We start from the raw sequence: 15,853 nt of genomic DNA on the forward strand, positions 1-15,853 counted from the left end.
ACTAATGCCTGCGCCACAAAATGCATTCAAGGCTGCGCTGACGGCCGGCTCTCCGCAGATCGGATGTTGGGTTGGTTTGGCCAATGCCTATGCGGCCGAGATCGCTGCCACAGCGCAGTTCGATTGGTTGCTGGTCGATGGCGAACACGCGCCTAACGATCTGCAATCGATCCTGGAGCAGGTGCGCGTGATTGAGGGGTCCGGCAGTGTGCCGGTCGCACGCCTGCCGATTGGCGAAACCTGGATGATCAAGCAATATCTCGACGCAGGAGTGCAGAATATTCTGGTGCCGATGGTCGAAAGCGGCGATCAGGCGCGCGAACTGGTCCGGGCCGTGCAATATCCGCCGCATGGCGTTCGTGGGGTTGGATCATCGCTGGCGCGGGCGTCACGCTTCGCTGCGATACCCGATTATTTGAAATCCGCCGACGAACAGATTTGCCTGCTTGTGCAGGTCGAGAGCAACAAGGGCATGGACGCGCTGGACGATGTTCTGGCGACTGATGTGGACGGTGTGTTTATCGGTCCCGCCGACCTCGCCGCTGACATGGGCCATCTAGGGGATGCGAACCACCCTGAGGTGGTTGCCGCAGTGCTGGATGCAATCCGCCGCATCGTGGCAGCAGGTAAAGCGGCCGGGATTTTGACGCTGGATCCAGACCTTCAACGTAAGTGTCTGGATCTCGGCGCGACGTTTGTGGCCACCAACATTGACGTGACCTTGTTTGCCAAATCAATCCGGTCTGCCGCTGTCGCGGGTCTGAGCCTGTTGCCTGATCAGACCGCAACAGGCATTGCGCAAACGAGCGCGGCCTCAAAATACCTGCAGCAGCTCTGCAAACATTGGTCGCACAAGGCCGAGGTCTCCTTTGATGGAACGCAGGGCAGCGCGTCTTTCCCTGACGGCGATCGGGTGACATTGACAGCAGATGCAACCACTTTGACGGTGACCGCCACAACCGGCCCGCGTGGCGATTTGCGTCGTTGGCAAAAGGTGATCGAGGCGCATTTGACCCGCTTTGCCTTTCGAGAAGAACTGAGCATCGATTGGACCGCTTGAAGTTTTCGATGCGGTGGCTCTAACTTCCGAAGTTGCACGTTGATTGAGTCGTAGGTTCGATGCTGAAGGTTGTTGTCCATCAGGGGTTTCACAAAACCGGAACCAGAACCCTGCAAACGATGCTGTACAGGAACCGTTTCCGGTTAAAGACCCGAGTCAATGCTTTAGTGCCACGGAATTTGAAAGACGCTGGCGTTGCCGCGCGCCGTTTTTCAGTGGTATCGGAAGAAAGAACGCTTGAAAAATTTCGCATGAAATTCCGTCAGGTTCTGCTGTCGTTGGATGGCCACTCTGACTTGCCGTTGCTGATCAGCAGCGAAGAGTTTGCAGGCATGATCCCGGGACGCAAGGGTGTGTGGTCCTATGCCCAAACGCACATCCTTGCCGAAGTTATCTGTGAGGAAATCAACAGACTCACAGACAACAAGGCGCGGATCACATTCTTTTACACGACCAGAGATACTACTGATTGGATCAAAAGCGTGTATTGGCAGAACATTCGCGGAAACAGAATACAAGAAGACCTGTGCGAATACACTGAACTGCTGAACCCGGGCGCGGACCTTGATGGCGTGGTGGCTCGGGTCGCCGAGCATATGTCTTCACGAGCTGACGTTATCTCTCTGAACACCTCGGGTCTGAGCGATCGTTTGTTTCCCGTCACCAAGGTGCTTTCGATTTTGAATGTACGGTCGGATGATCTGACACCCGTCCGCAACCTGAATGTTCAACCGGTTGGGGCCTCAGAACATTTCTTAGAACTGAACCGATCAGACATGACGGACGAGGATGTCATGATCGCAAAGCAAGCCTATCTGGATAGGTCTAAAGCCGCGACATAACGTTTTGTGTGCAGCGTTGTGCGCCTAAAGCTTTTGCACGCCATGCACTGTCAGCGTGCTGACCAGATCGGCATAGTCTTCGCGGGCTTTGGGGCCCGCGCCGGTATTCCACATATAATACCAGTTCAGCATCCCGAAGACCGACATCGTGGCACCGCGCAACTTGTCTTTGGCATCGTCGAAAGCTTCGGGAGACAACTCTTTGAGGATGTCGCGCACAAAATTCACCAAATCAAGCTGATAGCCCCGCAGGAGTTTCTGCTGCTCGTCTGTCAGCGCGCTCATGCCGCTGATCTGTACGCGGTGCTCGTCATCTGCGCCCTGATAAGCAAACAGGATTTCGCGCACCGCTGTGCGCAGCTTCTGCTCGGGGTTCAAACCGCTAAGATCCACGTTACAGATCCGATCCCTTAACTCGCGCAGGTATGTTTCAAGGATGTCATACAGGATGGCATCCTTGCTGTCGTAGTAGTGATAGATGTTGGCCTTCGAGATCCCGCATTCTTTGGCCAGCAATGTCATCGATGCGCGATCAAACCCCTGATCGGCAAACACTTTGGCCGCCATTTTCAGGATCTGCTCCCGCTTTTGGTCGTGGTCTTTGGCGATTGTTCGGGCCACGGTCTATTCCTTATCGCGATTGTCGACGACGCGCTTCGCCTTGCCCTGAGAGCGTTCGACGTCGCCGGGGTCACCTACAACAATTTCCGTTGAAACGCCAACAACGTCCTTGATCCGCTTGGTCAGCATTCGCGCCGCCGCAGTTTTGGAGAGTTCGTCGGTGGAATCGGTTGAGGATTCAACAAATACACGCATCGCATCCATGCGGCCCGACTTATACAATTCGATCTGATAATACGGGGCAAGCCCGCCCGTCGCCATGACCTGTTCTTCGATCTGGCTGGGGAAGACGTTTACGCCACGCAGGATCATCATGTCGTCGCTGCGACCTGTAATCTTTGCCATCCGGCGCATGGAACGTGCAGTTCCCGGCAGCAGGCATGTCAGGTCGCGCGTGCGATAACGGATCATTGGCAGCCCTTCCTTGGTCAGGGTTGTGAACACCAATTCACCAGTTTCGCCATCGGGCAGGACCTCACCGGACACGGGGTCGATGATTTCCGGCAGGAAGTGATCCTCCCAGATCACCGGACCGTCTTTGGTTTCAACGCATTCATTGGCCACCCCAGGACCCATGATCTCGGACAGGCCATAGATATCGACCGCATGCATATCAAACGCGGCTTCGACCTCGGCCCGCATCGCATCAGTCCAGGGTTCAGCACCAAACACACCAACTTTCAAAGAGCTTTCTCGGGGGTCGAGACCGGCCTTGTGGAACTGCTCTAGGATATTGAGCATATAGGACGGCGTCACCATGATCCCGTCAGGCTGGAAATCGTTGATCAGGTTAACCTGTTTCTCGGTTTGCCCCCCGGACATGGGAACAACGGTCGCGCCAAGGCGTTCAATCCCATAATGGGCGCCCAACCCGCCGGTGAACAGCCCATAACCATAGGCATTGTGGACCATGTCGCCTTTGCGCAGTCCCGAAGCACGCAGAGAACGCGCGCCCAAATCCGCCCAGTTGTCGATGTCATTCCTGGTGTAACCCACCACGGTCGGTTTACCAGTCGTGCCCGAGGACGCGTGAAGACGAATGATCTCGCTGCGCGGAACTGCAAACAAGCCAAAAGGGTAATTGTCGCGCAGATCGTTTTTGTATGTGAACGGAAACTTCGAAAGGTCGGTCAGTTGCTGCAGATCGTCGGGATGCACACCGGCTTCGTCAAACCGCTGTTTGTACATCGCAACGTTTTCGTATGCGTGGCGTACGGACCACTTGAGCCGTTCAAGCTGTGTGGCGCGAATTTCGTCGATCGAGGCGATCTCGATCGGGTCAAGATCCGCTTTGTTTGGGGAAAGGTCTTCCATCGCGTCACTCCTCCAGTCGCGAAGCTATTCTTGAAAATTCTGACCGCCCACTGCGCGGGACATGCCGCGAAACTCGGCGATCAGAGTGTTGTCTTGGTTTGTGACGCGAACGTCATAGATACCGCTGCGTCCGGACACAGTGACCTCTGTCGCGGTGGCTGTCAGGCGGTCGCCTTTGCTTCCGGGGGCGAGGAAGCTGATCATTGTGTGTTGCGCGACGGTTGCCTTGTTTCGGCTATTGCAGGCAAAGGCAAAGGCGCTGTCGGCCAGAGCGTGGGTGACGCCCCCATGGCATGTGCCATGACCATTGCAGTGATGGCTGGCGACGGTCAGTGCCAGAACTGCGTGGCCTTCGTCAATCTCGACAAGCTCCATGCCGAACCATTTGCTTGCCTCGTCATTTGCCCACATTGCAGCGGCGGATTTTTCGGCGCGTTCCTTTGGTGTCATCGTCACCGCCCCTGAAAGTTTGGCGCGCGTTTTTCAAGGAAACTGGATACGCCTTCGGCATAATCCACGCTTTCCCCGCAGGTTTTCATCGCGTCCGCCTCAATCTCAAGCTGATCCGAAAGCGATGTGGTGGCCGCAGATTGAATGCATTGCTTTGTCAGGCCCAGCCCAAGTGTTGGGCCGTTCGCCAACTGCGCGGTAAGCGTGCGTGCCTCACTCATCAGTTGATCGTCGGGCAGTGTTTTCCAGATCAGTCCCCAATCCTCTGCCTGTTTGGCTGAAAGGGGTTGGGCGGTCAGAGCCAACCCCTTAGCGCGTGCTTCACCTAACAGGCGCGGCAAATGCCAACTGCCACCCGTATCCGGTATCAGGCCGACCTTGGAAAAGCTCTGAATGAATTTGGCACTTTCCCCAGCCACAACCATGTCACAGGCCAACGCAAGATTTGCACCTGCGCCTGCGGCGACTCCGTTTACGGCACAGATGACCGGGAACTCCAAGGACCGGATCAACCGGACCAGAGGCGCATAAAACGTTCGTACCGTTTTGCTCAGATCCGGAGGGCCATCCATTTTGGATGGATCGCGATCGCCCAGGTCTTGACCTGCGCAGAACCCGCGCCCGGCACCGGTCAGCAGTATTGCGCGGGCCCCGTTGTCGCGTGCGGTCTTCAATGCGTCTTGCAGGGCCGCGTGCATGTCTTCATTGAACGCGTTCAACTTGTCTGGGCGGTTCAGGGTAATTTCAACCCAGTTCCCGTTGTTTTCTACAAGTATTGTATCGCTCATGACGTTCTCTTCCGGCCTCGTTCCAACTTAATCATTGCATTAACCGAACGGTTGGTCAATATATAAACCAGTACCGAATCTGGATCGATCAAAAGGGTTGTCGATGTTGCAGTCGTCGCTGGTAAGTGTTGAATTAAAGGGTGACGTGGCTTGGGTCACGGTCAACAACCCGCCAGTGAACGCGACCTCGACCGGTGTTCGACAGGGGCTGTCCGACGCTGTTGATGCGGTTCAGGGCGCGCGCGTGGCGGTGTTGTGTTGCGCTGGCAGGACCTTCATCGCTGGTGGTGACATGTCCGAGTTTGATGTGCCGCCGATTGAGCCGCATTTACCGGATGTTGTTCAGAAGATCGAAGACAGCAAAGTGCCATTTGTCGCCTGTATGCACGGCAACGTGCTGGGCGGCGGATTTGAGATAGCGATGGCCTGTGCGTGGCGGATCGCAGCGCGGGATACCGGTTTTGGTTTGCCCGAGGTCAATGTGGGACTGATCCCCGGGGCAGGTGGCACGCAACGCTTGCCGCGTCTTGTGGGGATGCAAGCTGCAATTGACATGGCGTGTTCCGGCAAGATCATGAAAGCTGAAGCGCTGGCGGAAATCGGGGGCATTGATTTGATCGCCGACGACCTATTGGATGCAGTTTCGGGATTTGTTGCCGACTTGCCTGAACGTCCACTGCCTGTCAGTCAGCGCACTGTACCGGACTTTGCGCCCGATCTGTTTGAAACAAGCCGTCTGGCGTTGCGGAAACGCGCCAAAGGGCAGCCATCGCCGCTGGAAAACCTGAGCGCTCTCGGTTGGTCCGTTGAGCCATTCGCCGAGGGGCAACCGAAAGAACGCGCCCGCCACTTGGCTTTGCGCCAATGCGCTGAAAGCAGGGCGCTACGTCACGCATTCTTTGCTGAACGCACCGTATCCAAGCCTGCTTTGATCAAGGGTTCTACAGCCCGTGACATCACTCGGATAGCTGTTGTCGGCGGTGGGCTGATGGGTGCAGGCATTGCGACGGCCGCGCTGAATGGCGGGCTGTCGGTCACTTTGATTGAGCAAAACGCTGAGGCTGCATCGGCCGCTCAGCAGCGGGTTGAATCTCTGCTGAACGGGGCCGTCAAACGGGGCAAGATTTCTGAAGCGCAGTTGCGTAATCGTCTGACAAGTTTTCAGGCTGCCGAGAGCTATGCCGTTGCTGCAGATGCCGAGTTGGCAATCGAGGCTGTATTTGAGGATTTGTCCGTCAAGCAATCGGTGTTTGCGGAGCTTGCCAGCCATATGCACCGGGATGCAATCCTGGCCACGAATACGTCCTACCTAGATCCGGTAGACATCTTTGAGGACGTAGAAAACAAGGCTCGCTGCATTGGCCTGCATTTCTTCAGCCCGGCCCATGTGATGAAGCTGCTTGAGATCGTACATACGCCTGATACGTCGCCCGAAGTTTTGGCCACAGGTTTCGCCTTGGGCAGAAAGCTGCGGAAAGTGTCGGTTCTTTCGGGTATCTGCGATGGATTCATAGGCAACCGCATGCTGGCGGCGTATCGGCGCGAGGCTGATTATCTTCTGGCCGATGGGGCGCTGCCTTATCAGGTGGATCAAGCGATGCGCGCGTTTGGGATGCCCATGGGACCTTATGAGCTGCAGGATCTGACCGGTCTTCAGATCGCCTGGGCCAACCGCAAGCGCAACGCCGAAACACGAAACCCTGATGAACGCTATGTCACCATCGCCGACCAATTGTGTGAGATGGGGCGGCTTGGCCAACGTACGGGCAAAGGATGGTACCGGTACGAAGATGGCAACCGTAAACCGGTCCGCGACCCGGAAGTTGAGGCGTTGATCGAAACCTACTCGGCCGAACAGGGCATAACCCGCCGAAGCTTTACAGAGCAGGACATTTCCTCGCGTATTCTAGCGGTTCTGGCCAACGAGGGCGCTTTAATCGTTCAGGAACGCATCGCGGAAAACGCGGAATCTGTCGATATGGTGCAAATCCATGGATATGGATTCCCGCGGTGGCGTGGCGGGCCAATGAACTACAGCAAGGAAATCGGCATCGCAATTTCGCGTGCAACGATGTTGACAGTTGCGAACGAAAACCCCGGCTCTTGGAGGATCGCGGACCATTCGGGGGATCTTTAATATGTTGATGGTTACAAAAGCGACCATTAACGCATTCTCGAGTCATGTTTCACAGGGAGGAGACAGAACCATGAAATTCACCAAGCTAAGCACATTATTGGCGTCGGCCGCGTTGGCCGTTTCGGGCACAGTGGCACTGGCTGCGGATTATACGCTGACCATTTCAAGCTGGGCGCCGCCGACCCATGGCATCAACGCCAAGATGTGGCCGAAATTCGTGGAGATGGTTGAAGAGGCGACAGACGGTAAGGTTACGGCAGAACTCAAGCTGGGCATTGCGCCGCCACCGGCGCAGATGGACTTGATCATGGATGGTGCAGCTGATGCGTCGATCATCTTCCATGGTTATCAACCCGGTCGTTTTGTCACCACCAAGATGATCGAACTGCCCGGATACGAGGGTTCGGCCGAGGACGCCTCGGTCGCTTATTGGCGCACATATGACAAGTTCCTCAAAGAGGCAGACGAACATCGCGGTGTGAAGGTGATCGCTCTGCACACGCATGGCCCTGCCCAGTTACATTCCAGCAGCCCTGTGACCACGCTGGATGAGGTGTCGGGCCTCAAGGTGCGTATCCCGGGTGGCGTTGGGGGGGACGTTGGCACGGCTCTGGGTGCGACCGGCATTCAGGTCCCTGCGCCGAAAGTCTATGAAACCCTGGCCTCGAAAGCTGCTGATGGGGTTGTGATGCCCTTTGAATCCCGCAAGGGCTTCAAGCTCACGGAAGTGGCACAGAATGTTTACGAAGTTCCAGGTGGTCTCTATCGCGGATCGTTTGCCTTCATCATGAACGAAGACACTTTTGCCGATCTGCCCGAAGATCTGCAGGCTGCTTTGGAAGAGAACGTCTTTGGTGAACCGCTGAGCCGCGAGATTGGCAAAATCTGGGACGAGATCGACGCCATCGGTCGCGAAGCAACCGAAACCACCGAGGGCAACGCGATCAACGCGGCATCTGCTGAAGATCTTGAGAAATTCAACACGATTGCCGTCGACGTGCGCGCCAAGGTCATTGACGAAGTCAACGACGCGGGCATCGACGCTCAAGCCGCTTATGACATGATCGTAAATGAAATGGCTTCGCAGTAATGCAGCCCGGCTGGCGGGCATGACCCGCCAGCCCTTTTCACCCGACGGGGACCAATCATGCACTCACTCGTGACCTTTGCGCGACGCATCAGTGTCGTTCCGACGCTGCTGGCCTGTGTGGCGCTGTTCATCCTGATGGTGATGACCTTTTTCGACGTTATCTTGCGTTCTGTCTTCAACGCGCCAATCGAGGCTGCGACTGAGCTGACACGTATTCTGATGGCGATCCTTGTCTTTTCGGTCCTGCCCATAATATCGGCCGGACGCGGACAGATCGCCGTGGACCTGACAGACGGGATTTTCGCACGTCTGCGGCTGAGCCGGGTGCGGGACGCGATTGTGTATCTGGTATCCGGCATCATGCTGATCTGGCCAATTCAGCGTGTCTGGGTGTTGGCAGAGCGGGCGCGGGACTACGGCGATGTCACCGAATACCTGTCGATTCCTGTCTTCTACGTGGGTTGGTTCATCGCTGCCTTCACCGCGATCACTGCTATCGCGATGATCATCACCGGGATTTTGCACATTTTTGCCCCCCAAGCCTTGTCGGAGCACTCCTGATGACTGCAGCTTTGATCGGTTTCGCCCTTGTCCTTGTTCTTGTGCTGCTGCGCCTGCCCATTGTGTTTGCGATGGGGCTAGTTGGGACGCTTGGCTTTGCATATGAACGCGGCGGCAGCATCCTGTCCGAACGTGGGTTGAAGGCTGCGATGTCCATGGTAGGCCGCCAGATCACCGATACGGCGCAGGATTACGGGCTGTCTGTTGTGCCGCTGTTCATCCTGATGGGCCTGTTCGTCAACAAGGGTGGCCTTGCGCGTGAACTTTATGCGGTATCGAATGCCTTCCTGGGCCATTTCCGCGGCGGCATCGCCATGGCCACGGTTGCAGCCTGTGGTGGGTTTTCTGCCATTTGTGGCTCGTCGCTGGCCACAGCGGCAACGATGTCGAAAGTCGCGATGCCGGAAATGCGCCGCTACGGTTACTCGGATGAGTTGTCGACGGCGTCGATTGCTGCGGGTGGAACACTGGGCATTCTGATCCCGCCATCGGTTATACTGGTGATCTATGGCCTTTTGACCGAAACCTCGATTGGCAAGCTTTTCGTTGCGGGAATAATTCCCGGCGTGTTGGGCATCCTGTTCTATCTGCTGGCGGTGCGTTGGACCGTTTGGCGCAGACCCGACGCCGGACCAGCAGGAGAGCGGCATGGCTGGGGCGAACGCCTTTCGGCTCTGCGCTCGGTCTGGGCCGTGCTGCTGCTGTTCTTCCTTGTGATCGGCGGGTTGTACGGGGTGTTTGACTTCTATCCGCTGAACCTGACCTTCAGCCCGACCGAGGCAGCTGGCATGGGCGCAATGGGTGCCTTCCTGATTGCGCTGTCTCGGGGTGGGCTAACCCTTGGTTCCATCTTTGAAGTGTTGAAAGAGACTAGTTTCACTGCTGCGGCGCTGTTCTCGGTTCTGATCGGAGCTCAGATCTTTTCGAATTTCATCAACTTGGCTGGCCTTCCCGAGGCACTGATCGCTTTGGTGACGGCCTATGAGGTTGAGCCGTTTATGGTGATCCTGATGATCCTCGGGATCTACATCATTCTGGGCTGTGTCTTTGAATCGCTGTCGATGCTGCTGCTGACAGTGCCTATCTTTTTCCCGCTGGTGACATCGCTGGGTTATGATCCGATCTGGTTTGGCATCGTTGTCGTTGTCGTGACTGAGATCAGCTTGATCACTCCCCCGGTCGGTTTGAACGTGTTCATTCTGAAAGGTGTGGTGGGGGATGTCTCAACCGGGACCATCTTTAAGGGCGTCACGCCGTTTTGGGTGGCGGATATCTTCCGCCTGGCGCTGATCGTTCTGGTGCCATGGCTGGTGCTGGTTCTGCCGGAACATATGGGAGCGATGGGTCACTGATGTTCTCTCTGACCGAACTTCCAACCGGTTTTCACGCGGACCCTTACCCGGCCTATGCCGCGCTGCGCGAAGACACGCCTGTCTGCTTTCAAGCCGATGGGTCTGTCATCCTTTCGCGCTATGACGATCTGGATCTGGTGTATCGGGACACGACACGGTTCATTTCGGACAAGAAGGCGGTTTTCGGGCCGAAATACGGGGTCGACAGCCCTTTATACGAACATCACACGACCAGTTTGGTGTTCAATGATCCGCCTTTGCACACCCGTGTTCGTAAGGTGATGGTCGGTGCGATGAACCCGCGGGCACTGGCGCAGATGGAGCCTGGCCTTGTGCAGCTTGTCGACGGCTTGCTGGACCAGATGCAGGCCAAGGGCACCGTTGAGTTGATTGGGGATTTTGCCGGGGCCATCCCGATTGAGATTATCGGCAACTTACTAGGCATTCCCCGATCCGAGCGCGGGCCCCTGCGGGATTGGTCTCTGGCCATTTTGGGCGCGCTGGAGCCTCAGTTAACTCCGGACCAAGAAGACTGGGGCAACCGTGCGGTGTCTGACTTCAAAGCATTCCTGCGCCACATCATAGATGATCGTCGCGCCAATCCAGGTGACCCGTCAACGGACGTGCTGACACGATTGATGCAGGATGACACCGATGGCGGGTTGACCGAGGTCGAGTTGTACCAAAACTGCATCTTCATCCTGAATGCTGGGCATGAGACCACGACCAATCTGATCGGCAACGCGCTGGAGTTGCTGGACCGGCACCGTGACAAGCGGGCCGAGTTGCTGGCCGACCCAGAGTTCATAAACACAGCCGTGGACGAGTTTCTGAGGTTGGAAAGCCCCAACCAATTCGGCAACCGTTTGACCACCGAGGATGTCATCTTCCACGGCCAAACCATTCCCGCCGGAACAGATATCCATCTTTGCATCGGAGCCGCCAACCGCGACCCGCGACAGTTTGAGCGGCCCGATGAAATGAAGTTGGACCGACGCCGCAATAAACATCACGCCTTTGCTGGTGGACCCCACACCTGCGTTGGCCTGACCTTGGCCCGTATGGAGGGCCGCGTGGCGGTCGGGCGTTTTCTGGCTCGCTTCCCGAATTATTGCATCACCGATGGTGCTGAACGCGGTGGCCGTATCCGGTTTCGGGGTTTCGCGCGACTTCCCGCGCAGTTTTGAAGGGTACGGTTTATGTTGTTGCTGTGCAAAAATAACGACCGACCGTACGGTTAAAGATATGACCTCACACGTTCGGCTAGGTGATGTGAGGATCCAGACACTGATGAGGAGACGCTCATGACCATCCAACAGATATCCAGCTTTGCCGCCGGTGCATGGGTGCCGCCTGGTGCCGGGGCGCGCAATATTGCCAGCGCCGTAACGGGCGAGGTGATTGCAACTGCGGGCAACGCGGAACTGGACGTGCAAGGAATGCTGGACTATGCGCGCGACGTCGGTGGGCCGGCCCTGCGCAAGATGACCTTTCATGAGCGGGCCAAGATGCTCAAGGCGGTGTCGCTGCATCTGGGCCAGCACAAGCAGGCGCTCTATGATCTGTCTTTCAACACAGGCGCGACGCAGTCGGACCATATGATCGACATCGATGGCGGCATTGGCACGATGTTTGTCTTTGCCTCGAAGGGACGCCGGGAAATGCCGGACGGGCATGTCTATCTGGACGGTGATGTTGAGCAACTATCGCGCAACGGGACGTTTCTGGGCCAGCACATCTGCACCCCGTTGCACGGCGTGGCGGTTCACATAAATGCGTTTAACTTTCCGGTCTGGGGTATGTTGGAGAAACTGGCGCCAACTCTGTTGGCCGGTGTTCCGGCCATCGTTAAACCGGCGACGAATTCTTGCTACGTGACCGAGCTGTGTGTGCGGTTGATGTTGGACTCCGGTATTTTGCCCGCCGGGGCGCTTCAGTTGGTGTCGGGCGGTTTGGGCGACATGCTGGACCGTTTGACCCTGCAGGATGTGGTCAGCTTTACCGGCTCGGCAGATACGGCGTTGAAATTGCGATCCAACCCCGTGATCCTTGAAAACTCTGTGCGGTTTGTGGCGGAACAGGATAGCCTTAATTGCTCGATACTTGGTCCAGATGCCAAGCCGGGTACGCCTGAGTTCGACCTTTTCGTCAAAGAGGTCCAGCGCGAGATGACGGCGAAGGCTGGTCAGAAATGTACCGCAATCCGTCGGATCATCGCGCCAGAGGTGCAGGTGCAAGCCGTGATCGAGGCGTTGTCCGCGCGGCTGGCCAAAACCGTTATCGGCGACCCAAGGCTTGAAACCACCCGCATGGGCGCATTGGTCTCGAATGGTCAGAAACGTGACGTTCTGGAAAAGGCGACGATCATTGGCCAAGAGGCCGAGCGTGTCTTTGGCAACCCGGATGATTTTGCGGTCGATGGAGCAGATCCTGAAAAAGGGGCCTTCCTGCCGCCGATGCTTTACCATTGTGCCAACCCTGACGCGGCGCAGCGTGTACACGATACCGAAGCTTTTGGGCCGGTTAGCACGGTCATGGGCTATCGCGATCTCGACCATGCGATTGAACTGGCAAACCGGGGGCAAGGATCTTTGGTGGCGTCGGTCATCACGCATGATCCTGACGTGGCGCGTCAGGTCGCCATTGGGGCAGGGGCGTATCATGGGCGTTTGTACTTCAACAACCGTGACTCGATGAAAGAATCCACCGGTCACGGTTCACCTTTGCCTCATATGGTGCATGGCGGCCCCGGACGCGCTGGCGGCGGCGAAGAGATGGGCGGCGTGCGTGGTGTTAAACACTATATGCAACGGACCGCCATTCAGGGCTCACCTGATCTGTTGACCGCGATTGGAAACAGATGGGTGCCCGGCGCGACCGAGGTCAAAGGCCCCGCCCATCCGTTCACGCGCAGGTTTCATGACCTTGCGATTGGCGAGACCATCCACACGGAACCGCGCACCATAACAATGGAAGACATTGAACACTTCGCCACTTTCACAGGCGATACCTTCTATGCCCATATGGATCAGGCGGCGGCGGAGCGGAACCCGTTCTTTCCGGGTCGCGTCGCCCATGGCTATTTGTTGCTGTCATTTGCCGCTGGATTGTTTGTCGAACCAAATGAAGGGCCGGTGCTGGCCAATACCGGTCTGGATGGGTTGCGTTTTATGAAGCCGGTTGAAGCCGGTGACAGCATCAAAGTGCGCCTGACGGTCAAGGCCAAAACTAAGCGCAATGACGAATATGGCGAAGTTCGTTGGCACGTCACGCTGACTCAGCAAGATGACGAACAGGTCGCAGAATATGAGCTATTGACGATGGTTGCTTACTAGCCACTTGGATGCTTGCGATGGGCCGGATGGTAATTCCCTTCGGCCCGATTATACTTCGTGTATGAAAGACATCAGCCCTGATTGGTTCGAAACCTGTGTCAGTCAACTGACCAACACCGGCACACAGCGGGTGTGGTCAGTGCTGGTTACGATATTTGGAGATTTGGCGCCCAGCGGATCGGACCGGGTCAGTGGCAGCTTGATCACGGCGCTCACCAGTCTGGCCGGAATCAAGTCTGAGGCGACGCGTGTTGCACTACATCGGCTGCGGAAAGAAGGTTGGATCGAAAGTACGCGGGTGGGGCGCACCAGCGTGCACCGCTTGACGGATTTTGGTCGCAGCCAAAGTGCCGCCGCCGCGCCGCGTATCTATTCCCGTGAGACCGACAAGCCGGACATCTGGCATGTGCTGATCGCCAGCGGTTCTGAAAGTTCCCGCAAAGAACTGTCAGATCTGATGCTCATTGGTGACTATATCTCAGTCAATGCCTCTACGGCCATGGCACCGGGCCCGGCCCCTGATGGGCTGGAAGACCTGCTGGGGATTGAAAGCAGTGCCATATCAGTGCCCGATTGGATGCGAGATTTGTGTGGGCCTGAACCTCTGAAAGACGCTTACAGTCAGTTCTGGACCACTCTTCAGTTCGTCGAGCATCATTTGCCCACCAAGGGGATGGAAGACCCCCTGCAAACTGCCGTTCTGCGTGTTCTGATCGTTCATGGGTGGCGGCGGCTTATCCTACGCCATCCCCCTTTGCCACCTGCCTTTCTGCCAGAAGACTGGAAAGGTGCGGAGTGCCGACAGTCCGTGGTGCAGCTGTTAGACAGGTTGCCTCGCCCGAACCTTGCGTCGCTGGAAGCCGTTTTAGACGATTGATTCCGAGCGGGACGTGAGCGTCGCCCGGTCAGCTAAGTATTGTTTGGATCACCGCCTTAGGCGGCCCCGAATATCGCAACGATAAAGTTCTGACTTTATATGTTACAAAAATGGTGAACGTGGTCAAAGAAAGGTAACATAAAGCTTGCCTCGAATCGGTTACTTTAATAAAAACCGACCAGACGGTTAATGAATACTGACGCGAACAGGAGACCTCGGACATGGACGCATTCATTTGCGACGCGACGCGTACACCGATTGGGCGGTATGGCGGAGCGCTGTCTTCGGTTCGCACGGATGATCTTGCGGCTTTGCCACTGGCGGCGTTGAAAGAACGCAACCCTCAGGTCGATTGGGCCAGTGTCGACGATGTGATCTATGGTGATGCCAATCAGGCCGGAGAGAGCAACAGGAACGTTGCGCGAATGGCGGCCTTGTTGGCCGGGTTGCCAATCGACGTTCCGGGAACAACGGTAAACCGTCTTTGCGCCAGCGGTATGGATGCCGTTGGAATGGCAGCCCGTGGCATCAAGGCAGGCGATTACGATCTGGCCATTGCGGGGGGCGTGGAAAGCATGTCCCGCGCACCGTTTGTGATGCCCAAGGCAACTTCGGCGTTCACTCGCAACAACGCGGTGCACGACACCACGATCGGATGGCGTTTCGTGAACCCGAAGATGAAGCAGGACTACGGCGTGGATTCCATGCCGCAGACTGCCGACAACGTGGCTGAGGACTATGGCATCAGTCGTGAAGATCAGGATGCCTTTGCTGCACGCAGCCAGGCCCGGTGGGCGGCCGCTCATGCGGCGGGTGTTTTCGGCGATGAAATCACTCCGGTTTCGGTGCCACAGCGAAAAGGCGACCCGATCATTGTGGATACGGATGAACACCCGCGTCCGGGAACCACAGCAGAAAAGCTGTCGGGTCTCAAAGGGGTGAACGGACCGGAAAAGACCGTCACAGCGGGCAATGCTTCAGGTGTAAATGATGGCGCGGCAGCCATTCTGATGGCGAATGAGACGGCGGCGGTCAAGAATGGTCTGACCCCGATGGCCCGTGTGGTGGGCATGTCGGTTGCGGGTGTTGCGCCGCGTGTCATGGGCATCGGCCCGGTGCCCGCCAGCCGCAAGGTTCTGGCCCGAGCAGGGTTGAGCATCGAACAGATGGACGTGATCGAGTTGAATGAGGCGTTTGCCTCTCAGGGCCTTGCCACCCTGCGCGAGTTGGGCCTGCCGGACGATGCGTCCCACGTGAACCCCAATGGAGGGGCCATCGCTTTGGGCCACCCACTGGGCATGAGCGGTGCGCGTCTGGTGCTGACCGCGGCCTATCAATTGAAGCGAACCGGGGGTCGCTATGCGCTCTGCACCATGTGTGTGGGCGTCGGGCAGGGCGCGGCCCTCATTCTTGAACGCGTGTAACG

Annotated in this window: 14 protein-coding genes; 10 read left to right on the forward strand and 4 right to left on the reverse strand. The window is 56.9% G+C overall.

What is annotated here, in order from left to right; all coding sequences use genetic code 11:
* Nucleotides 1–4: 4 nt before the first annotated feature.
* Complete coding sequence (locus GOV85_RS07580; protein WP_171176625.1) at nucleotides 5–1,060, forward strand: aldolase/citrate lyase family protein; 1,056 nt, start codon at nucleotides 5–7, stop codon at nucleotides 1,058–1,060.
* A 251-nt stretch (nucleotides 1,061–1,311) separates the two neighbouring features.
* On the forward strand, nucleotides 1,312–1,902 hold the full coding sequence (locus GOV85_RS07585; RefSeq protein WP_171176626.1) for a hypothetical protein: 591 nt from the start codon (nucleotides 1,312–1,314) through the stop codon (nucleotides 1,900–1,902).
* Between the two features lie 24 nt (nucleotides 1,903–1,926).
* Here GOV85_RS07585 and GOV85_RS07590 read toward each other — a convergent pair whose 3' ends face one another.
* The 4 genes from GOV85_RS07590 to paaG are packed head-to-tail and all read right to left on the reverse strand — an operon-like array spanning nucleotide 1,927 to nucleotide 5,075.
* The gene (locus GOV85_RS07590; protein WP_171176628.1) at nucleotides 1,927–2,523 is read right to left on the reverse strand and encodes a TetR/AcrR family transcriptional regulator; all 597 of its coding nucleotides are present in this window, start codon (nucleotides 2,521–2,523) and stop codon (nucleotides 1,927–1,929) included.
* Between the two features lie 3 nt (nucleotides 2,524–2,526).
* Nucleotides 2,527–3,837, reverse strand: a complete 1,311-nt coding sequence (paaK, locus tag GOV85_RS07595) for a phenylacetate--CoA ligase PaaK (protein ID WP_171176630.1) — start codon at nucleotides 3,835–3,837, stop codon at nucleotides 2,527–2,529.
* A 24-nt stretch (nucleotides 3,838–3,861) separates the two neighbouring features.
* Entirely contained in the window at nucleotides 3,862–4,287 is a 426-nt protein-coding gene (paaI, locus tag GOV85_RS07600; protein ID WP_171176632.1) for a hydroxyphenylacetyl-CoA thioesterase PaaI, read from the reverse strand.
* A gap of 2 nt (nucleotides 4,288–4,289) precedes the next feature.
* Nucleotides 4,290–5,075, reverse strand: coding sequence for a 2-(1,2-epoxy-1,2-dihydrophenyl)acetyl-CoA isomerase PaaG (gene paaG / locus GOV85_RS07605; protein WP_171176634.1), 786 nt, complete (start codon nucleotides 5,073–5,075; stop codon nucleotides 4,290–4,292).
* Between the two features lie 103 nt (nucleotides 5,076–5,178).
* On the opposite strand from paaG, the gene GOV85_RS07610 reads away from it, so the two are divergent.
* The 8 genes from GOV85_RS07610 to pcaF all read left to right on the forward strand — a co-directional run bounded on the left by GOV85_RS07610 (nucleotide 5,179) and on the right by pcaF (nucleotide 15,851).
* Entirely contained in the window at nucleotides 5,179–7,212 is a 2,034-nt protein-coding gene (locus GOV85_RS07610; RefSeq protein WP_171176636.1) for an FAD-dependent oxidoreductase, read from the forward strand.
* Between the two features lie 70 nt (nucleotides 7,213–7,282).
* The gene (locus GOV85_RS07615) at nucleotides 7,283–8,302 is read left to right on the forward strand and encodes a TRAP transporter substrate-binding protein (RefSeq protein ID WP_171176638.1); all 1,020 of its coding nucleotides are present in this window, start codon (nucleotides 7,283–7,285) and stop codon (nucleotides 8,300–8,302) included.
* A 57-nt stretch (nucleotides 8,303–8,359) separates the two neighbouring features.
* Entirely contained in the window at nucleotides 8,360–8,863 is a 504-nt protein-coding gene (locus GOV85_RS07620) for a TRAP transporter small permease (protein ID WP_171176640.1), read from the forward strand.
* Nucleotides 8,863–10,215: a TRAP transporter large permease gene (locus GOV85_RS07625; RefSeq protein WP_171176642.1), complete on the forward strand. Its 1,353-nt coding sequence runs from the start codon at nucleotides 8,863–8,865 to the stop codon at nucleotides 10,213–10,215. Before GOV85_RS07620 ends, GOV85_RS07625 begins: the two co-directional genes overlap by 1 nt.
* A complete protein-coding gene (locus tag GOV85_RS07630) occupies nucleotides 10,215–11,402 on the forward strand; it encodes a cytochrome P450 (protein WP_171176644.1) in 1,188 nt (395 codons plus the stop codon). Before GOV85_RS07625 ends, GOV85_RS07630 begins: the two co-directional genes overlap by 1 nt.
* A gap of 117 nt (nucleotides 11,403–11,519) precedes the next feature.
* Nucleotides 11,520–13,550, forward strand: a complete 2,031-nt coding sequence (paaZ, locus tag GOV85_RS07635; RefSeq protein ID WP_171176646.1) for a phenylacetic acid degradation bifunctional protein PaaZ — start codon at nucleotides 11,520–11,522, stop codon at nucleotides 13,548–13,550.
* 61 nt (nucleotides 13,551–13,611) lie between these two features.
* On the forward strand, nucleotides 13,612–14,427 hold the full coding sequence (locus GOV85_RS07640) for a PaaX family transcriptional regulator C-terminal domain-containing protein (protein WP_171176648.1): 816 nt from the start codon (nucleotides 13,612–13,614) through the stop codon (nucleotides 14,425–14,427).
* A gap of 221 nt (nucleotides 14,428–14,648) precedes the next feature.
* On the forward strand, nucleotides 14,649–15,851 hold the full coding sequence (pcaF, locus tag GOV85_RS07645; protein ID WP_171176650.1) for a 3-oxoadipyl-CoA thiolase: 1,203 nt from the start codon (nucleotides 14,649–14,651) through the stop codon (nucleotides 15,849–15,851).
* Nucleotides 15,852–15,853: the final 2 nt, after the last annotated feature.

It is taken from the genome of Ruegeria sp. HKCCA4633 (genome assembly GCF_013034605.1).
Classification (GTDB): domain Bacteria; phylum Pseudomonadota; class Alphaproteobacteria; order Rhodobacterales; family Rhodobacteraceae; genus Ruegeria.